The following is a 19,813-nucleotide window of genomic DNA, read 5'->3' as shown; positions in this document are numbered from 1 at the left end:
TCGAATGCCGCCCGGCAATTCACCGTACTTCGATGTGTCGATCAGTTGCCGGTCGACGAGGTTTTGCTTTGCAACAGTTCGCGCGCCGTGTTCAGCACGCCGTCGGCGATCTTGCCGGAGTCGATCGTCAGCGAGCCGTTCTTGATGGCCTGCTTGATCGACTCGACGTGCGCCGTGTCGATATCGGCCGAGCCCGACGCCGCGAGGCTGCGCAGATGCTGCGACAGACCCGACAGGCTGACGCTGGCGTCGCCCGAACCGCTGGTGGTGGCCGTCGAGCTCGTGCTCGCGGACTGCGCGTTGTTGTTCCCGGCCGCCGCGTCGCTGGCTTGCGGGCGGGACAAGGCGTCTTTCAACGCCGGCAGATTCGAATTGGTTGTGGAATCGACTTTCACGATTGGCTTCCTGAACGATTTGATCCTGATAACGGCAACCGGTGATCAAAACTTTAGCGTAATCGCTCGAGGTTTTGCCTTGTCTTTCAAGACGATCCGGCCCCTTGGGCACTCGTTCCGGCACATCGGCGAGCCGCGCGCCGAGCCGGCTCATAACTGGATCTCCACCGTCGAACCGTCCTTGACGATGCCAGAGATGATCTGGCCGTTGGCGGTCTTGACGCGCACCTGCTGGCCCGGCGACGCGTTGTTCATCGCGCTGCCTTCGGCCGAGATCGAGAAGCCGTTGCCGGCCGCGACGACGCGCACCGTCTGGCCGATCGACACCGACGACGCGCTCTTCAGCATGTCGACGCGCAGCGGCATCCCGCCCGCGATGCGCACCATCGACACCGAGCCGATCGCCTGCGACGGGTCCGTGACGATCGCCTGCGGCAAGCCGGCCAGATCGCCTTCGCGCGCGACGAGGTCGGCGGCGCTCAGCACTTCGCCCGGCGCCATCGCGCGGGCGGCCAGGTAGTAGGTGGCGTGCAACGAGATGCGCGCTTGCAGATAGATGGTCCACGGCCGCTCGCCGGCACAGCGCACGCCGACGGTCGTGCGCCCCCACAGGCGGGCGCCGGTCGGCATGAACGGCTCGAGCATCGTGCAGGCTGCGAGGCCGCGCGGGAACGCCGGCGCGACGGTGATTTCGACCTTGCCGGGCAGGCCGGTGGATTGCTGTTGCAGGAAGGCGAGCGCCGCGCCGCGGATCGCTTCGGCGTCCTGCTGGCCGGGAAGCGTGGCGGGTGCTGCCACCGGCGCGGGGCGCAGGTTCTGTTGCGCGATGGCGGCGGGGACAGGCCGTGTCGCCTGAGCGCGGCCGATCGTGGCGGGCATCGGCATCGGCGCGGAAGTGGGCATCGCTGCGGTGGCGCTGGTCGCGGCTTTCGGCGCCGCGACCGCCGGGTTCGCAATGGGCTTGCCGTTTGCACCCAACTGCGGCGGTTCACCGCGCGACGCGAGACTGTCGAAGCCGGCCGCAGATGCGCCACTGGAAGCCGTTTCGACACCGTTGACGCCGCTGGCGGCCGCGCTGGCGGCCACATTGGCGGGCGCATTGGCAGCCACCGGCTGCGAGCGCGCCGCTTGCCCGGCGGTGTTCTGCTGCGGCGCGGGCGTCACCACGACCGGCACCGCCTGACGCGAGCCCGGCACGAGGTTCACCCGTGCTACGCCACCCGCCGCAGTCGCGCTGCCGGGTGCGGGAATCGTCACCACGCCGTTGGCGTCCGGCTTGAAGTTGGTGCGGATCATCGCCGGCGCGGCGGGGGCTTCGTCCGAGCCGGGAATCACGATCGAGCCGCTCGTATTGGCCGCACGCGTGAACTGATCGGTGTCGCGCGAAGCCGGGCCGCGGCCCAGCGACTGCGCGGTCGCGGCGGCCAGCGTCGCGGCGTTGCCGACGCGCTTCGGCGGCGCGGCTTCCAACTGTTGGGCGAGATCGGCCAGCGCCGCCGGATTCTTTTCGCCCGGACCCGGGATCACGATCGGACCGCCGGCGTCCTGAGCCTTCGCGACGGGCGGCAGCAGCACGATACCGCCCGCGACCCAAACCGCCACGTTCACGATCAAGCGAACCAGCAGCCGGGACGCCCGGCGCGCGCCGCGCCGCATGGCGAGCGCACCCACGCGATGCGCCGCCGCCGCGCGAGGCGCGCGGTGCGTCAGATCGGAAGTGGGGTGGTCCATGGTGTTTCTCCGTCGAATGCATCAGTACGCCTTGCATTCTAGTGAGCGCCCCCTTTGCGCAAACGTTGAATAGAAGCCCCCTTTCCCGGTTATTCGTCCGATTGCCGCTTGCGTTCGGCCCATAAGATGCACCTCATGCAAAAAGGTCTTCCCGTTTTGCGCGAGTCTCATGAGAGACGCACACGGGAAGCCTCGGGAACCTACTCCGGAGATTTCCATGCTGGACAAACTCGATGCCGATTTCGCCTTTGGCCGTGAAGCGCTCGACGTGCGCGCTTACCGTCAGGAACTGCTGTCGTCGAACATCGCCAACGCCGATACCCCCGGGTACAAGGCGCGCGATGTCGACTTCGCTTCGTCGCTCGCCGGCGCGCTGAAGAAAACCGGCGGCACCGTGGGTACCGGCGCGTCGAACAGCGCGCCGCTCGCGATGACGCAACCGGCCGGCGTGACGAGCGGCATGTCGATGGTGTCGACGTCGCCCGGACATATGTCCGGCAAGACGACGCTGACGCCGACAGGCGGCACGCCCGACAACTACGGCAACCTGCAGTACCGCATTCCGACGCAACCGGCGCTCGACGGCAACACGGTCGACATCGACACCGAGCGCGTGCAGTTCGCGGACAACACCGTGCACTTCGAAGCGGGCATGACGATGGTGTCGGGGCAGATCAAAACGATGCTGGCGGCAATCCAGTCGGGCTCGTAATAGCCGGCGCCGCGCACAGGCACGCAAGAGACACGCAAGAGACAGGCAGTACGCAGGAACAATCGCTACGGGACTTAACTTGGGCCGGCTCGAGCCGGGACAAAGGCGTTGCATGGGATCGGGGGTTGGCACTCAGGCGCCGACCCCGATCGACACGGGAGAAATCAGGAAACCATGCCATCTTTAATGAACATTTTCGGTGTTGCCGGCTCCGCGATGTCCGCGCAGTCGCAACGGCTCAACGTGACGGCGTCCAACCTCGCCAACGCGGACAGCACGACGGGCCCTGACGGTCAGCCGTACAAGGCCAAGCAGGTCGTGTTCGCGGTGAGCCCGCTCGGCGGCGCGCGTTCGGGCTCGGGCCAGCAGATCGGCGGCGTGCAGGTCACCGGCGTGGTCGACGACCCGACGCCGATGAAGACCGCGTACGACCCCGGCAATCCCGCGGCCAATCCGGACGGCTACGTGACGCTGCCCAACGTCGACCCGGTGCAGGAAATGGTCAACATGATCTCGGCCTCGCGCTCGTACCAGGCCAACGTCGAGACCTTGAACACCGCTAAAACCCTGATGCTTAAAACGCTCACGATCGGATCTTGAGGAGAGCTCCTTGACCACCAACACCACCATCGGCAGCAACGGGACGAACGTCTCGCAAACGCTGCTCGATACGATGAACGGCACGAAGAGTGCATCGGGCTCCACGAGTTCGACGAGCAGCAGCGCGTCCGGCACGTCGGCGACCGATCTGCAGAACACCTTCCTGCAACTGCTGGTCGCTCAGTTGAAGAACCAGGATCCGACCAATCCGATGGACAGCTCGCAGATGACCTCGCAGCTGGCGCAGATCAACACGGTGTCGGGCATCAGCCAGTTGAACACCACGCTCAGCTCGCTCGCCACGCAGATGTCGGCGGGCCAGCAGTCGCAGGCCGCGCTGCTGATCGGCTCGACCGTACTCGCGCCGGGCAGCACGGTGTCGGTCGCGAGCGGCAAGGCCGGCGCGTTCGGTGTGCAGCTTGCCAACTCGGTGAGCGATCTGCAGGTGGTCGTGAAGAACTCGGCGGGAACGATCGTCAGCACGATGGACTTGGGCAAGCAGTCGGCCGGCACGATTCCGGTGGGCTGGACGCCGACCGACTCCGCCGGCAACCCGCTGCCCGACGGCACCTACACGGTCAGCGCGGTGGGCACGATCAACGGCCAGCAGGCCACCGCGACCACGCTCGCGGGCGCCACGGTGCAAAGCGTCGTCATGCAGCCCAACGGGACGCCGGGTCTCGTGTTGTCGAACGGTACGACGGTCGGCCTGACCAGCGTCGCCGCCATCCTCTGATTCAGATTCAGTCAATTACGACTTTCCAGATACGGAGACCGTCATGGGTTACCAGCAAGGTTTGAGCGGTTTGTCGGCGTCGTCGAGCGATCTCGACGTGATCGGCAACAACATTGCCAACGCGAACACGGTTGGCTTCAAGAGCGGCGCGGCGCAATTCGCGGACATGTACGCGAATTCGGTGGCCACCGCGGTGGGCAATCAGGTCGGCATCGGCACGAAGCTCTCCGAAGTGCAGCAGCAATTCTCGCAAGGCACGATCACCACCACCAACCAGGCACTCGACGTCGCGATCAACGGCAACGGCTTCTTCCAGCTGTCGGACAACGGCTCGCTGGTGTACTCGCGCAACGGCGTGTTCCAGCTCGACAAGAACGGTTTCATCACCAACGCGCAAGGCCTGCAACTGATGGGCTATGCGGCGAACAGCGCGGGCGTCATCAACACCGCGCAAACCGTGCCGCTGACCGTGCCGACCGCGAACATCGCGCCGCAGGCCACCACCAAGATCGCCGCCGGCCTGAACCTGAACGCGCAGGACGCGCTGATGCTCGGCACGCCGACCGTGACTTCCGCGCTGACGCCCAGCGGTCTGACGACCACCGGCGCGACCATCACGAACACCGCGTCGGGCACGAACAACGACAACTACACCGTGGCGTTCAACGCGACGGCCACGCCGCCCACCTACACGGTGAGGGACAACACGCTCGGCACGACTACCGCCGCCGCACCTTATACGGCCGGCACGGCGATCTCGCTCGGCAACGGCCAGACGATCACGTTCAACGGCACGCCGCTCGCGGGCGACAGCTACACGATCGCGCCGACGCCCGTGGCGTTCAACCAGAACAGCTCGACGACGTACAACTACTCGACCAGCACGACGGTCTACGACACGCTCGGCGGCTCGCAGACGGTCAACATGTATTTCGCGAAGACGGCCGCCGGCACGTGGAACGTGTACGCGGGCACGTCGACCGGCACCGCGCAACTGGTCGGCCACGCGAACTTCAACTCGTCGGGCACGCTGCTCAGCACGACCGACGCCGCCGGTGTCGCGACCACCACGCCGTTCGCCTTCAACTTCTCGATCCCGACCACCGACGGTTCGTCGACGCCGCAGAACCTGACGCTGAACATCGCCGGCACGACGCAGTACGGCGGCAAGGACGGCGTGAACTCGCTGCAGCCCGACGGCTACGCAGCCGGCACGCTGACGAGCTTCACGATCGGCGCCGACGGCACGCTGACCGGCAACTACTCGAATCAGCAAACCGCCGCGCTCGGTCAGATCGTGCTCGCGAACTTCTCGAACCAGAACGGTCTCGTGAACCTCGGCAACAACGAATTCCAGCAGACCTCGGCTTCGGGCGTCGCGCAGATTTCGGCGCCGGGCTCGACCAACCACGGCGTGCTGCAAGGCGGCGCGGTGGAAAACTCGAACGTCGATCTGACGAGCGAGCTGGTGAATCTGATCACCGCGCAACGCAACTATCAGGCGAACGCGCAGACGATCAAGACCCAGCAGACCGTCGACCAGACCCTGATCAACCTGTAAGCGACCGGGACTAACCCATCATGGATCGGCTGATCTACACCGCGATGTCGGGCAGCGCGCAAGCGCTCGAACAGCAGGCTATCGTCGCCAACAATCTGGCGAATGCATCGACCACCGGATTTCGCGCGCAACTCGCGACTTTCCGTGCGGTGCCGATGTCGTTCGGCGACGGCAGCACGATCAACGACAACACCACGCGTACCTTCGTGCTGTCGTCGACGCCCGGCGCGGATTACACGCCGGGGCCGATCCAGCAGACGGGCAACCCGCTCGACGTGGCGATCGAAGGGCCGGGCTGGCTGTCGGTGCAAACCGCCGACGGCAACGAGGCCTACACGCGCGCCGGCAATCTGCACATCGACGAAAACGGTCAACTGGTGAACGCCACCAATCAGGTGGTGCTCGGCAACGGCGGTCCGGTTTCGGTGCCGCCGGGCGCGGAGATCACGATCGGCAAGGACGGCACGGTGTCCGCGCTGACACCTGGGGATCCGCCGACGGCCGTGGTGACCGTCGATCAGTTGAAGCTGGTGAATCCGGATCCGCAAACCATGACGCGCGGCGACGACGGCCTCTTTCGCACCGCCGACGGCAATGCCGCCGACGCCGATCCGACCGTCACACTGGCGCCGGCTTCGCTCGAAGGCAGCAACGTGAATCCGGTCAGCGCAATGGTCGCGATGATCACCAATGCGCGGCAGTTCCAGATGCAGACCAAGCTGCTGGAAAACGCCGACAAGAACGATCAGTCCGCCAACCAGCTGCTCAGCTTTAGCTAACGGTTGCTTCGGGTTTCGCCCGGGTACCAAGGAGAACAATAGTGAATCGCTCGCTCTACATCGCCGCCACCGGCATGAATGCGCAACAGGCGCAGATGGACGTGATTTCGAACAACCTCGCGAACGTCAGCACCAACGGCTTCAAGGGCTCGCGCGCGGTGTTCGAGGATCTGCTGTATCAGACCGTCCGTCAGCCGGGCGCGAATTCGACGCAGCAAACCGAACTGCCGTCGGGTATCCAGCTCGGCACCGGCGTGCAGCAGGTGGCGACCGAGCGCCTGTACACCCAGGGCAGCCTGACGCAGACCGGCAACTCGAAAGACGTCGCGATCAACGGCCAGGGCTTTTTCCAGGTGCAACTGCCCGACGGCACGACCGCCTATACCCGCGACGGTTCGTTCCAGACCAACGCGCAGGGCCAGCTCGTCACGTCGAGCGGCTATCAGGTGATTCCGGCGATCACGCTGCCGAACAACGCGACCTCGCTGACCATCGGCAGCGACGGCACGGTGTCGATCACCGTCGCCGGTTCGACCAACAGCCAGCAGCTCGGCTCGATGCAGCTCGCCACCTTCATCAACCCGGCCGGTCTGGATGCGAAGGGCGAAAACCTGTTCTCGGAAACGGCTTCGTCGGGTGCGCCGAACGTCTCGCAGCCCGGTCTGAACGGCGCCGGCTCGCTGAATCAGGGTTACGTGGAAGCATCGAATGTGAACGTGGTGCAGGAACTGGTGAACATGATCCAGACGCAGCGCGCGTACGAAATCAACAGCAAGGCCGTGACGACCTCCGACCAGATGTTGCAGACCCTCACGCAGATGCAGGTTTAAAGCGTAGGGCCTGGGCAATAAGACGGCCCCCCAACCTGTGGCTTCGCGCCAGCTCCCAGAGGGGGCGCGAAAACTTGGGGCGGCCCGGCGTTTTCTAAGGCGGTAATCAAGATGTCGCAATTCACTCGCAATCCGGTTCATTCGCGCACCGCTCAGGCGCTCGTGCAGCTCACGCTGCTCGCGGCCCTGGGTGGCTGCGGCCTCGCGCCGAAGCAGCCGATCACGCAGCAGCCGATGACGGCGCTGCCGCCGATGCCGCCGCAAGCGCAATCGCCGGGTTCGATCTTCAACCCGGGCTATGCCGGCCGGCCGCTGTTCGAAGACCAGCGGCCGCGCAATGTCGGCGACATTCTGACGATCGTGATTCAGGAAAACGTCAACGCGACGAAGTCGTCGGGCGCCAACGCCAATCGCTCGGGCAGCACCAATTTCAACGTGCCGACCGCGGGCTTCCTCGGCGGCCTGTTCGGCAAGGCCAATCTGAGCGCGACCGGCGCGAACGTATTCAACGGCACCGGCGGCGCGAATGCGTCGAACACTTTCAACGGCACGATCACCGTCACGGTGACGGGCGTGCTGCCGAACGGCAACCTGATGGTGAGCGGCGAAAAGCAGATGCTGATCAACCAGGGCGACGAATTCGTGCGTTTCTCCGGCGTCGTGAATCCGAACACGATCTCTAACCTGAACGCGGTCTACTCGACCCAGGTGGCCGACGCAAAAATCGAATACTCCGCGAAGGGCTATCTCAACGAGGCCGAGAACATGGGCTGGTTGCAGCGGTTCTTCCTCAACGTGTCGCCGTGGTGATCATGCGTACCGTTCTTTTCCGCATCCGCCCCCGCTCGTTCGCGCTGCTTCGACGCGTCGCGCAGTTCGGCCGCGCGCTGGCTGTCGTCGCGCTCGCGTGTGCCGCGCTGCCGGCGGCAACGCCCGCGCATGCCGAGCGTCTGAAGGACCTCGTGCAGATCCAGGGCGTGCGCGACAATCCGCTGATCGGCTATGGCCTCGTCGTCGGACTCGACGGCACCGGCGACCAGACCACGCAGACACCGTTCACTACGCAGACGCTCGCCAACATGCTGGCGAACCTCGGCATCTCGATCAACAACCAGGCGGCGGGCTCGACCAACCAGCAGTCGTCGCTGTCGAACATCCAGTTGAAGAACGTCGCCGCGGTGATGGTGACGGCGGTGTTGCCGCCGTTCGCGCGTCCCGGCGAAGCGATCGACGTGACCGTGTCGTCGCTCGGCAATGCCAAGAGTCTGCGCGGCGGCACGCTGCTGCTCACGCCGCTGAAGGGCGCCGACGGCCAGGTGTATGCGCTCGGCCAGGGCAACCTCGCAGTGGGCGGCGCCGGCGCGAGCGCGAACGGCAGCAAGGTGCAGGTGAACTCGCTGGCCGCGGGCCGTATCACCGGCGGTGCGATCGTCGAACGCGCGGTGCCGACCTCGGTGTCGCAAGCGGGCACGATGCAGCTCGATCTGAACGACATGGACTACGACACCACGCAGCGCGTCGTTGCCGCGGTCAACAACGCATTCGGCAGCGGCACCGCGGTGGCGCTCGACGGCCGCACGGTTCAACTGCACGCGCCGTCCGATCCGGAACAGCAGGTCGCGTTCATGGCGCAATTGCAGAACCTCGACGTGAAGCCGGCCCAGGCCGCCGCGAAGGTGATCCTGAACGCGCGCACCGGCTCGATCGTGATGAACCAGATGGTCACGTTGCAGAACTGCGCGGTCGCGCACGGCAATCTTTCCGTGGTGATCAACACGCAACCGGTGGTGAGCCAGCCGGGTGCGTTCTCGAACGGTCAGACAGTGGCGGCGCGCCAGTCGCAGATCCAGTTGAAGCAGGACAACGGCGCGCTGAAGCTGGTGAGCGCCGGCGCGAATCTCGCCGACGTGGTGAAGGCGCTCAACGCCCTCGGTGCGACGCCCGCGGATCTGATGTCGATCCTGCAGGCCATGAAAGCGGCGGGTGCTTTGCGCGCCGACCTGGAAATCATCTAAGGAAGACAACAGATGAATTCGGATACGACCAATTCCACGAACTCCGCCAATGCCGCCAGCATGGCGAACGACCTGACGCAGCGCTTCGCGCTCGACGTTCAGGGCTTCGGCAAGCTGAGCGCGCAGGTGAAGGCTTCGCCGCAAGCAGGCATGAAGATGGCCGCGCAGCAATTCGACGCGGTGTTCACGCAGATGATGCTGAAGAGCATGCGCGATGCGACGCCGCAGGACGGTCCGTTCGACTCGCACGACAGCGCGACCTTCACGTCGATGATGGATCAGCAGTTGTCGCAGCAGATGTCGCAGAAGGGTATCGGCGTGGCCGATGCGATGATCAAGCAACTGATGCGCAATCAGGGCATGCAGGTCGGCGGTGCGGGCGGTGCAGGCGGTCTCGCCGGCATGGCCAACGCATTGGGCGGCGGCAGCGGCGGCGATGAAGGCCAGACCGCCGCGCTGAACGCGCTCGCGAAGGCTTACGGCAACGCGCAGGCGAACGGCCAGTTGGCGATGGGCAAGGGATACTCGGCCAACAGCGCGCTCACGCCGCCGTTGAAGGGCGACGGCAGTTCGCCGAAGGTCGACGCATTCGTCGACAAACTCGCCGAGCCGGCCCAGGCCGCGAGCGCGGCGACCGGCATTCCGGCGCGCTTCATCATCGGCCAGGCCGCGCTCGAATCGGGTTGGGGCAAGAGCGAGATCAAGAAGGGCGACGGTTCGACCAGCCACAACGTGTTCGGCATCAAGGCGACCGGCGACTGGACGGGCAAGACGGTGTCGACCGTCACCACCGAGTACATCAACGGCAAACCGCAGCGCGTGGTCGAAAAATTCCGCGCGTACGACTCGTATCAGGAAGCGATGACGGATTACGCGAGTCTGCTCAAGGGCAATCCGCGTTACGCGCAGGTGATCAATTCGGCGCATGACGTGAACGGCTTCGCCACCGGCATGCAGCGCGCCGGTTATGCGACCGACCCGCATTACGCGAAGAAACTGATGTCGATCATGCAGAAAATGGGTTGAACCGCAGTTAATGCGCACGGCGGTTCGATTCAGCAGTTCGATTTACGCAGTTGATTTAATCCGCTTGAAAAGCATGCACGCGACGGGGCCAGGTGCATAACAAGACGGACGAGGCCGGCTGCCTGCGGGCAGCCGGTCGAGCCGCATAGTGTGCAGTACGCGTACGATCTGTGAATCAACCGGTCACGCGGATTTCAGCGCACGGATTTATCGGCGTTTAACGTTTGCGGGAAATATTTCATTACCGGCCCCTAAATTTTGGCGGGCGGCTGCCGCTAATCAGTTAGACCCGATACCGGAAAGCGCTGTAATGTCCGGTTGAATGCGCGTGCCGCGGTCTGGTTTCAAGACCGCGCGAAGGCTTCGGCAGGAGCCCTGGGCACGCGCCCGCAAGAACATGCATACCGGCAAGCCCATGGATACTAACCAGTCGAACGCGCAGACCGAAGCGCCCGGCGAGCTGCACGCCGCGCAAGACGAGAGCGGTCATGATTTTGGTCGTCGCAATCCGCTCGAAATCGGCGTTCAGTTGCGCAACCTCGTGAATCGAGGTGATTTCCTCACCGTTCAATACGCGGGCGGCCAGCTTGTCACGCGCCTGCTGGATGTCGACGTACGCGCACGCACCTTCACGTTCGATTGGGGCGCGCTCTCCGAACAGAACAAAGGCTTGCTGTCGGCGCCGCGCTGCCAGTTCCATGCCGCGCCGGACGGCGTGCGCGTCGAGTTCGCCACCGACACGCCGCGCGAAACCCGTTTCGAAGGACTGCCCGCGTTCGAGGCGGACTTCCCCGAGGTGCTCTTTTACGTGCAGCGTCGCGAGTATTTTCGCGTCGACGCGCCGATCCTCGATCCGTACATGTGCATCGGCCGTTTCCCTGAAGGCGACACGTTCCGCTTCGAAGTGCACGATCTGTCGCTCGGCGGCGTCGGCATGCGCACTGCGGACGAGCGCGTGGCCGAACTGCCGATGGGCACGAGGCTGCTGGATTGCGAACTGTCGCTCGGCTCGCTCGGCAAGCTGTCGCTCGATCTGCAACTGGTGTCGCACCGTTCCACCGCGTTGCCGAACGGCACGCAGCGTTATCAGCTCGGCTTCCGTTTTCTGACGCTGCCCGGCAGCGCGGAAAACACGCTGCAACGGCTGATTACGCAACTCGAAATGAAACGGCGCTCGCTGGTGCGCTGAGCAATCCGCGTCGAAGCCGCCCTCAATTTTTTCCCTTGAGGGCCGTTAAACAGGAAGTTCAAGTAACGCGGCGGCATGGCTACGCTGTCGCCCTTCAGGATGACGCATGTCGAGCAACCTCATTAATCTTGGCCTCAGTGGACTGAACGCAGCCCAGTGGGGGCTCAATACGACCGGCCAGAACATCAGCAACGCGTCGACGCCGGGCTATACACTCGAAACGCCGGTCTACGCGGAAGCAGGCGGCCAGTACACGGGTTCCGGTTATCTGCCGCAGGGCGTCTCGACCACGACCGTGACGCGCCAGTACAGCCAGTATCTGACGACCGAGCTGAACAACGCGCAGAGCTCGGGCAGTTCGCTGTCGACGTACAACTCGCTGATCTCGCAACTGAACAACCTGATCGGCCAGCCGACCGCGGGTGTCGGCAGCGCGATCACCAGCTATTTCACCGGTCTGCAGAACGTCGCCAACAACGCGTCGAACCTGGCCACTCGCCAGACCGCGATGAGCGGTGCGCAGACGCTCGTGAACCAGATCAACGCCGCGGGCCAGCAATACGACGCGTTGCGCCAGAGCGTGAACACACAGCTCGGCAACACCGTTTCGCAGATCAACAGCTACACGCAGCAGATCGCACAGTTGAACGGCCAGATCACTCAGGCGAGCGCACAAGGCCAGCCGCCGAACCAGTTGCTCGACCAGCGCGACCTCGCGGTGTCGAATCTGTCGCAACTGGTCGGCGTGAATGTCGTGAACACCAACGGCAGCTATAGCGTGTTCATGAGCAACGGCCAGCCGCTCGTTTCGTCGACGAACAGCTTCAACCTGGGCACGGCGCCCTCGTCCGGCGACACCAGCGAATTGTCCGTGCAGTATCTCGGCCAGGCCGGTGCTAACCCGGCGGCCGCACCGCAGAACCTGCCCGACAGCAAGATCAACGGCGGCACGCTCGGCGGCCTGCTGACGTTCCGCAGCCAGACACTCGATCCGGGCGAAGCGCAACTCGGCGCGATCGCCGTGAGCTTCGCCGCGCAGGTCAACGCGCAAAACGGGCTCGGTATCACGCTCGCCGGTGCGCAGGGTGGCGCGCTATTTTCAGTGGGCAGCCCGACGGTCTACGCGAATACCGGCAACACCGGCAATGCGTCGCTGAACGTGTCGTTCGCGAATCCGTCGCAACCGACCACCGGCGACTACACGCTGGCCTACAACGGCACCAACTACACGCTGACCGACAACTCGACGGGTAGCGTGGTGGGCTCGGCCACCAGTCTGAGCCAGCCGATCAACGGCCTGAATTTTTCGACGACCGGCACGATGCGTCCCGGCGACTCGTTCACGGTCGAGCCGACGCGCGGCGCGCTGAACAGCTTCGCCACCGCGACCACCGACCCTTCGGCGATCGCCGCCGCGGCTCCGGTGCTCGGCGCGGCTGCGTCGAGCAACACCGGCACGGGCACGATCACGCAAGGCACGGTGACGGCCGGCTACACGATGCCGAATGCGACCACCACGCTGTCGTACAACGGCACGGGCCTGACCGGTTTCCCGGCGGGCTCGACGGTGACGGTGACCTCCGGCACGCCGCCGACCACCACCACCTACGACACCGGCACCACGCCTGTCATTCCGTATTCGGCGGCCAACGGCGCGACGCTGACGATCAACAACACCGCGGCCGGCAGCATGAACGGCGTCACGGTGACGATCAGCAACGCACCCGCAGCCGGTGACAAATTCACGATCGGCCCGAATACCGGCGCGAGCAACGATGGCCGCAACGCTTTGGCGTTGTCGAATCTGTCGAGCGCGAAGGTGCTGGCGGGCGGCACGGTGACGTTGACGGGCGCCTACGCGAACTACGTCAACCAGATCGGCAACCAGACCAACCAGGTGCAGACCGCGAGCACCGCGCAGACTTCGCTGGTGACGCAGATTACCACCGCGCAGCAGTCGGTGTCGGGTGTGAACATCAACGAGGAAGCAGCCAATCTGCTTCAGTACCAACAGTTGTATCAGGCGAACAGCAAGGTCATTCAGGCCGCGCAGACCATGTTCCAGACGATACTCGGCATCTTCCAGTGAGGCATTGACGATGCGAATCTCCACCTCGCAGTACTTCACCCAGAACGTCGCGACGATGAGCGATCAGCAAGCTCAGTTGTCGCAGTTGTATGCCGAAATTTCGAGCGGCGTGAGCCTTTCCACGCCGTCGGACAATCCGCTCGGCGCGGCGCAGGCCGTGCAGTTGAGCTCGACGGGAACCACCCTCGCGCAATACACGAGCAACCAGACCACCGCGCTCGCTTCGCTGCAACAGGAAGACTCGACGCTCGGCAGCGTCAACGACGTGCTGAACACGATTCACACGACGGTGCTGCGCGCCGGCGACGGCTCGTTGAACGACGGCGACCGCGGCGCGCTCGCGACGCAGTTGCAAAGCCTGCGCAGCCAGTTGTTGACGCTCGCGAACGCCACCGATCCGCAGGGCAACTACCTGTTCGCCGGTTATCAAAGCACCGCGCAGCCGTACACGACGAATTCGGCCGGCGTGGTGACCTATTCGGGCGACACCGGTACGCCGGGCGTGCAAATCAGCGATACGCGCACCATCCAGAGCGGCGATAACGGCCTCGCGATCTTCGGCAGCGTCGCGCCGATCGGCACCAGTTCGGTTCCGGCCGGCGCCGCCGGCAACACCGGCACCGGTGTGATCAGCACCGTGAGCCTGAATAACCCGACCGATCCGACCAACGCGGACAAGTACTCGATCAACTTCACGTCGTCGACCACTTACACGGTCAGCCAGACCAATCCGGCGACCGGTGCGGTGACGACCAGCGGACCGCAGCCGTTCACGGCCGGCTCGTCGATCACGCTCGGCGGCCAGTCGGTCAGCATCAGCGGCGCGCCGAATGCGGGCGACAGCTTCTCGGTGACGCCGGCCACGCAAGGCAGCATGGACGTGTTCGCCAACCTGACCCAGTTGATCAACACGCTGCAATCGCCGCTGTCGGGCGGTGCGTCGACGGCCACCTATCAGAGCGCGTTGACCACCAGCATGACCCAGCTCGAAAACACGATGAACAACGTGACGACCGCGCAGGCGGCGGTGGGCGGACGTGAGCAGGAAGTGCAGGCGATCCAGACGGTCACCGGCACTAACACGCTGCAGAATACGAACAACCTCGCGAATCTGACGCAGACCGATATGATCAAGACGATCAGCCAGTACACGCTCGAGCAGAACTCGCTGCAAGCGGCGCAGCAGGCGTTCGCGAAGATTCAGAACATCTCGCTGTTCCAGTACCTGAACTAGGCGACAAAGCCGGAAAACGTGAGAAGGGCGCAAGCCGGTGTGAGCCGGCTTGCGCCCTTCCTGTTTTGAACGCGTTACCGCAAGCCCGCCGCGACCCGTCCCATCTGATCGATGCCGATGTCGAACAGACGCATGAAGAACGGAATCATGTTCGGGATCATCAGTTGCAGAAGCAGCATGCCGATCAGCATGGTGAGCGGAAAGCCGATCTGGAACACGCCGATCTGCGGCGCGGCGCGGTTCAGAATACCGAGCGCGAGATTGGTGATCAGCAGCGCCGCGACCACCGGCAGCGCCAGCAGCAGACCCGCCGAGAATACCGTGCCGCCGAAATTCGCCAGCGTGCGCCAGCCCGGCGCGCCGAGCACGTTCGCCGAGATCGGCACTGACTGGAACGTGGCCAGCAGCGCGCTGATCATCTGCAGATGGCCGTCGATCACCAGAAAGACCAGCATCGCAATCGTGTTCATGTAGCTCGAGAGCACCTGGCTCGAACTGGCCGCCTGCGAGTCGAAGAAAGTCGCGAAGCCGAGGCCCATGCCCAGCCCGACGAAATCGCCGGTCGCGCTGATCGCCTGAAACACGATCTGCATCGTCAGACCCATCGCAATGCCGATCAGGAACTGGTTGGCGATGATCCACACGCCGTCGGAAGAGAACACCGTGACCTGCGGCATTGCACCGAGCGTCGGCGCGACGATGATCGTGATGAAAGCGCCGAGGCCGACTTTCACGCGGACCGGCAGCGAACGGTTGCCGAGCACGGGCGCGGTGGCGATCAACGCGAGGATTCGCACGAACGGCCACAGGAACGCGGTGAGCCAGCCGTTCAGTTGCGCGTAGGTGACGGAAAACATGGCGTGAGCGGTGGTGCGGGACGCGCGGCGGCGCTCAGTTGACGAGCGTCGGGATGTTGGTGAGCGTCTGGCGCAGATAGTCGAGCATGGTCGTGAGCATCCACGGGCCGGCGACCACCATCGTGATGGCGATCGCGAGCAGCTTCGGAATGAACGACAGCGTGGTTTCGTTGATCTGCGTGGCGGCCTGGAACAGGCTCACCAGCAGACCGACCACCAGCGCGACCAGCAGGAGTGGGGCAGCGAGCTGCAGGCCGACATACATGGCCTGATGCGCGAGCGTCATCACGGATTCCTGATTCATGGCGAAGTTCCGGCAAGCGTTACGGGTTAGACGAAGCTCTGCGCGAGCGAGCCGAGCAGCAATTGCCAGCCGTCGACCAGCACGAACAGCATCAGCTTGAACGGCAGCGAGATGGTGGCGGGCGACACCATCATCATCCCCATCGACATCAGCACGCTCGCCACCACCATGTCGATGATCAGGAACGGGATGAAGATCGTGAAGCCGATCTGGAAGCCGGTTTTCAGCTCGCTCGTCACAAACGACGGCACCAGCAGCGACAGCGGCACGTCTTCCGGACCTTGCATCGGCGCGGCGTGCGAGATGCGGGCGAACAGCGCGAGATCGCTTTCGCGAGTCTGGCGCAGCATGAAAGTCTTGAACGGCGCGAGGCCGCGGTTGACCGCCGTTTCCATCGGCATCGAGCCTTCGGAGAACGGTTTGTAGCCGTCGTTATAGGCTTTGTCGAGCACCGGCGACATCACGAACAGCGTGAGGAACAGCGCGAGGCCGACCAGTACCTGGTTCGGCGGCGTAGTCGTGGTGCCGAGCGCCTGGCGCAACAGCGACAACACGATGATGATGCGCGTGAAGCTCGTCATCATCAGCACCATCGCCGGCAGGAACGACAGCATCGTGAGCAGCAGCATCGTCTGCACGCTCAGCGAATACGTGGTGCCGCCGTTCGGACCCGGGCTCGTGTTGAAGGCCGGCAGGCCGGCGGTTTGCGCGAACGAGAGCGTCGGCAGCGCGAGCATCAGCGCGGGGACGGCGAGCGGTGCGGCCGAGCGTGCGATACGGGCGACGCGGCGCAGTATCGCAAGCGCTTGCGATGCGCCGCGGAACATGACCGGCATGCGAAGGGAGCGCGAGGCGCGCGTCGATTGAAAACTGGACTGCATTACCGTACTCCGCCGCCTTGCCCGTTGAAACGTTTGCCGATTTCGCCTTTCATTGCATCGCGAAAACGCTGACCGAAGGTGCCGGGCAATGCGGTACCGGTGGACGCTGCCTGAGATGCCGATGTCGGCGTGCCCGCTGTCGCCGTGTCGAGCGCGGCGGAACCGGCCGGCATCGTGTGAAGCAGACGGACGTTGCCGGGCGCCGTGCCGAGCACGAGCCACGTATCGCCGATTTCGACCACCGCGACCCGCTCCTTGCCGCCGAGCGATGCGCCGCCGATCGTCTTCACGAGGCCGCCGCGATGGGCCGGCTGCAAACCGAAGCGGCGCGCGAGCCACGCGCAACCGAACACCAGACCGATCACGACCAGCAGGCCGACGACCGTTTGCAACACCGCGCCGACGCCGAGCGCCGGAACGGCGGTGCCGGCGCCGACACCCGATGCGAATTTCGCAGCGTTATTGACCGCGTTCATGTCGGCCGCGTGCGCGGCTGACGACGCGAGCACCAGCGTGGACGCAACCGTTGCCGCAAGCGCCGCGCATACCGTGCGCCTGACAACATCGCGCGACGCGTGATGAAACCGCAGTACGGCGCGAGCGGCGACGCGATTCATCGATTCAGTTTCCGGATACGTTCGGACGGCGTGATGATGTCGGTCAGGCGGATCCCGAACTTGTCGTTCACCACCACCACTTCACCTTGCGCGATCAGACAGCCGTTGACCAGCACGTCCATCGGTTCGCCGGCCATGCCGTCCAGTTCCACCACCGAGCCTTGCGCGAGTTGCAGCAGGTTGCGGATCGCGATCTTGGTGCGGCCGAGTTCGACGGTCATCTGGACGGGGATGTCCAGGATCATGTCGATGTCGTTGCGCGTCGAGGTCGGTTCGACTTTCGACAGCGGCTGGAATACGCCGGCCGTGGTCGCGCTGACTTCCGTGTTGTCGTTCTGCTCGGCCAGCGCGCTGGCCCAGTCGGCCATCGCCGCGTCGTCTTCGGCGCTGGTTGCGTCGGCGGCCAGTTGCGGCTCGCCGGCAGCGGCCAGTTCGGCCTCAGTCTTTGCGTTCAGGTCACTCATATCCACCTTCCTTCATCGTGTCGGCTGCGCTGACCATTTTCTGGACCCGCAACGCGTACTGACCATTGAAAATTCCGTAGCCGCATTCCATCACCGGCACGCCGTCGACTTTCGCCGTGATGTGTTCCGGAATGTTGATCGGCAGAACATCGCCTTTGCGCATGTTCAGGATCTGTTCGAACGTGACCGGCACCTGCGCGAGATCGGCGGTCAGTTCCACTTCGGCTGCCTGCACTTGCTGCGACAGTACGCGGACCCAGCGACGGTCGACTTCGAGCGCTTCGCCCTGGATCGGCGACGACAGAATGTCGCGGATCGGTTCGATCATCGAATACGGCATGCAGATGTGCAGCGTGCCGCCGGTCGAGCCGAACTCGATCGAGAATTGCGTGACGATGACGATTTCGTTCGGCGTGGCGACGTTGGCGAACTGCGTGTGCATTTCCGAGCGCACGTATTCGAAGTTCAGCGGACGCACGCTTTTCCACGACGTCGTGTAGTTCTCGAACACGAGGTTGAGCAGCTTGTTGATGATGCGCTGTTCGGTCTGCGTGAAATCGCGGCCTTCGACGCGGGTGTGAAAACGCCCGTCGCCGCCGAACAGGTTGTCGACCACGAAGAACACGAGGTTCGGATCGAACACGAACAGCGACGTGCCGCGCAACGGCTTCACGTGGACCAGGTTCAGGTTGGTCGGGATCGGCAGGTTGCGGGTGAACTCGCTGTACTTCTGCACTTTCACCGGACCGACGGAGATTTCCGCCGAGCGCCGCATGAAGTTGAAGATACCGACGCGCAGAAGACGCGCGAAGCGGTCGTTGATGATTTCGAGGCCGGGCATCCGGCCGCGTACGATGCGTTCCTGCGTCGCGATGTTGTATGGGCGAACGCCCACACGATCGGTCTGCTCGGCTTCCGAGTCGGACTCGCCGGTTACGCCCTTGAGGAGGGCATCGACCTCCTCCTGGGACATGAACTCTTCGTGGCCCATTCCTTATTCCTCGTGCGTCCCGTGGCGGTTGATGATGGCAGCGCGGATCAGTTTCACTGGGGCGTCACTGCACGACGAATTCGGTGAACAGGACGTCCTGGACGTGGACCGGTGGGGCGCCCTTGTCGGTCGGCTGTTCGATCAGCGTCTTGAGTTCGGTGGCGAGCGCGCGCTTGCCTTCGAGGGGCGCGAGGTCGTCCGGGTGTTTATTCGACAGCGCGAGCAGGATGCGGCTGCGGACTTCCGGCATGTGGTCGGTGAGTTCCTGCTGGGTTTTCAGGTCGCCGAGCTTGAGGGTGAGGCCGACGCGGAGGTAGTGTTGCTGGCCGTCGTCCGACTGGAGGTTGACCGTCATCGATTCGAGCGGGAAGAACAGGGGGGCCGGAGCGAGTGCCGGCGTGGCATCCGCCGAGGGTGCCGGGAACGGCGCGTGTTTGGACATGAAGAACCACACCCCCGCGCCGGCTGCACCTGCGGCGACGATCGCGATGAGGGCGATCAGGATGATGCGCTTCCAAGGGCCCGGGGAGGCGGGCGCGGCTTGCTGATTTGCGGTTGTGGTTGCCATTGGGTTTGCTTTGCTTGCGTTTATTGCTGGTGAGGGTGATTGTTGTTGATTTGCCTGCGGCGCGATGGGTCGAAAAGAAGGGTTATTGAGGGCTATCTCTTGTTATTGCCCATTCGGGCTTTTGCGCCTCGCGGCGGGTTTTTTGGGGTCCTCTTCATTTCATTTCATTTCTTGTCTTTTCGGTCTATTAGCGTTGCCCCTGTGCGGGGCGGCACTTACTTTCTTTGCCGCGGC

21 protein-coding genes are annotated in these 19,813 nt (G+C 64.3%); 12 read left to right on the top strand and 9 right to left on the bottom strand.

The window, feature by feature from the left end:
• Positions 1–41: 41 nt before the first annotated feature.
• Positions 42–395: a flagellar biosynthesis anti-sigma factor FlgM gene (flgM, locus tag PQQ51_RS24150; protein ID WP_408499380.1), complete on the bottom strand. Its 354-nt coding sequence runs from the start codon at positions 393–395 to the stop codon at positions 42–44.
• A gap of 150 nt (positions 396–545) precedes the next feature.
• On the bottom strand, positions 546–2,126 hold the full coding sequence (gene flgA, locus PQQ51_RS24145; protein WP_408499379.1) for a flagellar basal body P-ring formation chaperone FlgA: 1,581 nt from the start codon (positions 2,124–2,126) through the stop codon (positions 546–548).
• A gap of 217 nt (positions 2,127–2,343) precedes the next feature.
• Here flgA and flgB point away from each other — a divergent pair, with 217 nt between their 5' ends.
• From flgB to flgL, 12 genes are all read left to right on the top strand, one after another.
• The gene (gene flgB / locus PQQ51_RS24140) at positions 2,344–2,838 is read left to right on the top strand and encodes a flagellar basal body rod protein FlgB (RefSeq protein ID WP_408499378.1); all 495 of its coding nucleotides are present in this window, start codon (positions 2,344–2,346) and stop codon (positions 2,836–2,838) included.
• A 174-nt stretch (positions 2,839–3,012) separates the two neighbouring features.
• Positions 3,013–3,438: a flagellar basal body rod protein FlgC gene (flgC, locus tag PQQ51_RS24135; RefSeq protein WP_408499377.1), complete on the top strand. Its 426-nt coding sequence runs from the start codon at positions 3,013–3,015 to the stop codon at positions 3,436–3,438.
• Positions 3,439–3,448: 10 nt separating this feature from the next.
• Positions 3,449–4,174: a flagellar hook assembly protein FlgD gene (locus PQQ51_RS24130; protein WP_408499376.1), complete on the top strand. Its 726-nt coding sequence runs from the start codon at positions 3,449–3,451 to the stop codon at positions 4,172–4,174.
• Positions 4,175–4,217: 43 nt separating this feature from the next.
• Complete coding sequence (locus tag PQQ51_RS24125) at positions 4,218–5,735, top strand: flagellar hook-basal body complex protein (RefSeq protein ID WP_408499375.1); 1,518 nt, start codon at positions 4,218–4,220, stop codon at positions 5,733–5,735.
• 20 nt (positions 5,736–5,755) lie between these two features.
• On the top strand, positions 5,756–6,514 hold the full coding sequence (flgF, locus tag PQQ51_RS24120; RefSeq protein ID WP_408499374.1) for a flagellar basal-body rod protein FlgF: 759 nt from the start codon (positions 5,756–5,758) through the stop codon (positions 6,512–6,514).
• 41 nt (positions 6,515–6,555) lie between these two features.
• Entirely contained in the window at positions 6,556–7,344 is a 789-nt protein-coding gene (flgG, locus tag PQQ51_RS24115; protein WP_408499373.1) for a flagellar basal-body rod protein FlgG, read from the top strand.
• 111 nt (positions 7,345–7,455) lie between these two features.
• Positions 7,456–8,154, top strand: a complete 699-nt coding sequence (flgH, locus tag PQQ51_RS24110; RefSeq protein ID WP_408499372.1) for a flagellar basal body L-ring protein FlgH — start codon at positions 7,456–7,458, stop codon at positions 8,152–8,154.
• A 2-nt stretch (positions 8,155–8,156) separates the two neighbouring features.
• Positions 8,157–9,359 (top strand): flagellar basal body P-ring protein FlgI, encoded by a 1,203-nt coding sequence (locus tag PQQ51_RS24105; RefSeq protein ID WP_408499371.1) that lies wholly within the window; start codon positions 8,157–8,159, stop codon positions 9,357–9,359.
• Between the two features lie 12 nt (positions 9,360–9,371).
• Positions 9,372–10,385: a flagellar assembly peptidoglycan hydrolase FlgJ gene (gene flgJ, locus PQQ51_RS24100; RefSeq protein ID WP_408499370.1), complete on the top strand. Its 1,014-nt coding sequence runs from the start codon at positions 9,372–9,374 to the stop codon at positions 10,383–10,385.
• A 415-nt stretch (positions 10,386–10,800) separates the two neighbouring features.
• Entirely contained in the window at positions 10,801–11,574 is a 774-nt protein-coding gene (locus PQQ51_RS24095; RefSeq protein ID WP_408499369.1) for a flagellar brake protein, read from the top strand.
• Between the two features lie 106 nt (positions 11,575–11,680).
• Positions 11,681–13,663 (top strand): flagellar hook-associated protein FlgK, encoded by a 1,983-nt coding sequence (flgK, locus tag PQQ51_RS24090; RefSeq protein ID WP_408499368.1) that lies wholly within the window; start codon positions 11,681–11,683, stop codon positions 13,661–13,663.
• 10 nt (positions 13,664–13,673) lie between these two features.
• Entirely contained in the window at positions 13,674–14,897 is a 1,224-nt protein-coding gene (flgL, locus tag PQQ51_RS24085) for a flagellar hook-associated protein FlgL (RefSeq protein WP_408499367.1), read from the top strand.
• A gap of 74 nt (positions 14,898–14,971) precedes the next feature.
• Here flgL and fliR read toward each other — a convergent pair whose 3' ends face one another.
• From fliR to fliL, 7 genes are all read right to left on the bottom strand, one after another.
• Positions 14,972–15,754, bottom strand: coding sequence for a flagellar biosynthetic protein FliR (gene fliR / locus PQQ51_RS24080; protein ID WP_408499366.1), 783 nt, complete (start codon positions 15,752–15,754; stop codon positions 14,972–14,974).
• A 34-nt stretch (positions 15,755–15,788) separates the two neighbouring features.
• Positions 15,789–16,058 (bottom strand): flagellar biosynthesis protein FliQ, encoded by a 270-nt coding sequence (fliQ, locus tag PQQ51_RS24075; protein ID WP_408499365.1) that lies wholly within the window; start codon positions 16,056–16,058, stop codon positions 15,789–15,791.
• 26 nt (positions 16,059–16,084) lie between these two features.
• Positions 16,085–16,885 carry a flagellar type III secretion system pore protein FliP gene (fliP, locus tag PQQ51_RS24070; RefSeq protein WP_408499455.1) on the bottom strand — a complete coding sequence of 267 codons (801 nt, stop codon included), beginning with the start codon at positions 16,883–16,885 and terminating at the stop codon, positions 16,085–16,087.
• Positions 16,886–16,938: 53 nt separating this feature from the next.
• Positions 16,939–17,556: a flagellar biosynthetic protein FliO gene (gene fliO / locus PQQ51_RS24065; protein WP_408499363.1), complete on the bottom strand. Its 618-nt coding sequence runs from the start codon at positions 17,554–17,556 to the stop codon at positions 16,939–16,941.
• Entirely contained in the window at positions 17,553–18,020 is a 468-nt protein-coding gene (fliN, locus tag PQQ51_RS24060) for a flagellar motor switch protein FliN (RefSeq protein WP_408499362.1), read from the bottom strand. Before fliN ends, fliO begins: the two co-directional genes overlap by 4 nt.
• A complete protein-coding gene (gene fliM, locus PQQ51_RS24055) occupies positions 18,013–19,011 on the bottom strand; it encodes a flagellar motor switch protein FliM (RefSeq protein ID WP_408499361.1) in 999 nt (332 codons plus the stop codon). Before fliM ends, fliN begins: the two co-directional genes overlap by 8 nt.
• Positions 19,012–19,075: 64 nt before the next feature.
• Positions 19,076–19,579, bottom strand: a complete 504-nt coding sequence (gene fliL / locus PQQ51_RS24050) for a flagellar basal body-associated protein FliL (protein ID WP_408499360.1) — start codon at positions 19,577–19,579, stop codon at positions 19,076–19,078.
• Between the last annotated feature and the right edge of the window lie 234 nt (positions 19,580–19,813).

Origin of the sequence: Paraburkholderia xenovorans (assembly GCF_046030735.1) — a bacterium.
Taxonomy (GTDB): domain Bacteria; phylum Pseudomonadota; class Gammaproteobacteria; order Burkholderiales; family Burkholderiaceae; genus Paraburkholderia; species Paraburkholderia xenovorans_A.
The sequence above is the reverse complement of the archived record's forward strand: the minus strand, read 5'-3'. Positions and strand labels throughout refer to the sequence as shown.

Bases quoted from the DNA above. Each gene is read 5' to 3' on its own strand.
- flgA (WP_408499379.1), bottom strand. From the start codon at position 2,126: ATGGACCACCCCACTTCCGATCTGACGCACCGCGCGCCTCGCGCGGCG.
- flgB (WP_408499378.1), top strand. From the start codon at position 2,344: ATGCTGGACAAACTCGATGCCGATTTCGCCTTTGGCCGTGAAGCGCTC.
- flgC (WP_408499377.1), top strand. From the start codon at position 3,013: ATGCCATCTTTAATGAACATTTTCGGTGTTGCCGGCTCCGCGATGTCC.
- PQQ51_RS24125 (WP_408499375.1), top strand. From the start codon at position 4,218: ATGGGTTACCAGCAAGGTTTGAGCGGTTTGTCGGCGTCGTCGAGCGAT.
- flgF (WP_408499374.1), top strand. From the start codon at position 5,756: ATGGATCGGCTGATCTACACCGCGATGTCGGGCAGCGCGCAAGCGCTC.
- flgH (WP_408499372.1), top strand. From the start codon at position 7,456: ATGTCGCAATTCACTCGCAATCCGGTTCATTCGCGCACCGCTCAGGCG.
- PQQ51_RS24105 (WP_408499371.1), top strand. From the start codon at position 8,157: ATGCGTACCGTTCTTTTCCGCATCCGCCCCCGCTCGTTCGCGCTGCTT.
- flgJ (WP_408499370.1), top strand. From the start codon at position 9,372: ATGAATTCGGATACGACCAATTCCACGAACTCCGCCAATGCCGCCAGC.
- PQQ51_RS24095 (WP_408499369.1), top strand. From the start codon at position 10,801: ATGGATACTAACCAGTCGAACGCGCAGACCGAAGCGCCCGGCGAGCTG.
- flgK (WP_408499368.1), top strand. From the start codon at position 11,681: ATGTCGAGCAACCTCATTAATCTTGGCCTCAGTGGACTGAACGCAGCC.
- flgL (WP_408499367.1), top strand. From the start codon at position 13,674: ATGCGAATCTCCACCTCGCAGTACTTCACCCAGAACGTCGCGACGATG.
- fliR (WP_408499366.1), bottom strand. From the start codon at position 15,754: ATGTTTTCCGTCACCTACGCGCAACTGAACGGCTGGCTCACCGCGTTC.
- fliQ (WP_408499365.1), bottom strand. From the start codon at position 16,058: ATGAATCAGGAATCCGTGATGACGCTCGCGCATCAGGCCATGTATGTC.
- fliP (WP_408499455.1), bottom strand. From the start codon at position 16,885: ATGTTCCGCGGCGCATCGCAAGCGCTTGCGATACTGCGCCGCGTCGCC.
- fliO (WP_408499363.1), bottom strand. From the start codon at position 17,556: ATGAATCGCGTCGCCGCTCGCGCCGTACTGCGGTTTCATCACGCGTCG.
- fliN (WP_408499362.1), bottom strand. From the start codon at position 18,020: ATGAGTGACCTGAACGCAAAGACTGAGGCCGAACTGGCCGCTGCCGGC.
- fliM (WP_408499361.1), bottom strand. From the start codon at position 19,011: ATGGGCCACGAAGAGTTCATGTCCCAGGAGGAGGTCGATGCCCTCCTC.
- fliL (WP_408499360.1), bottom strand. From the start codon at position 19,579: ATGGCAACCACAACCGCAAATCAGCAAGCCGCGCCCGCCTCCCCGGGC.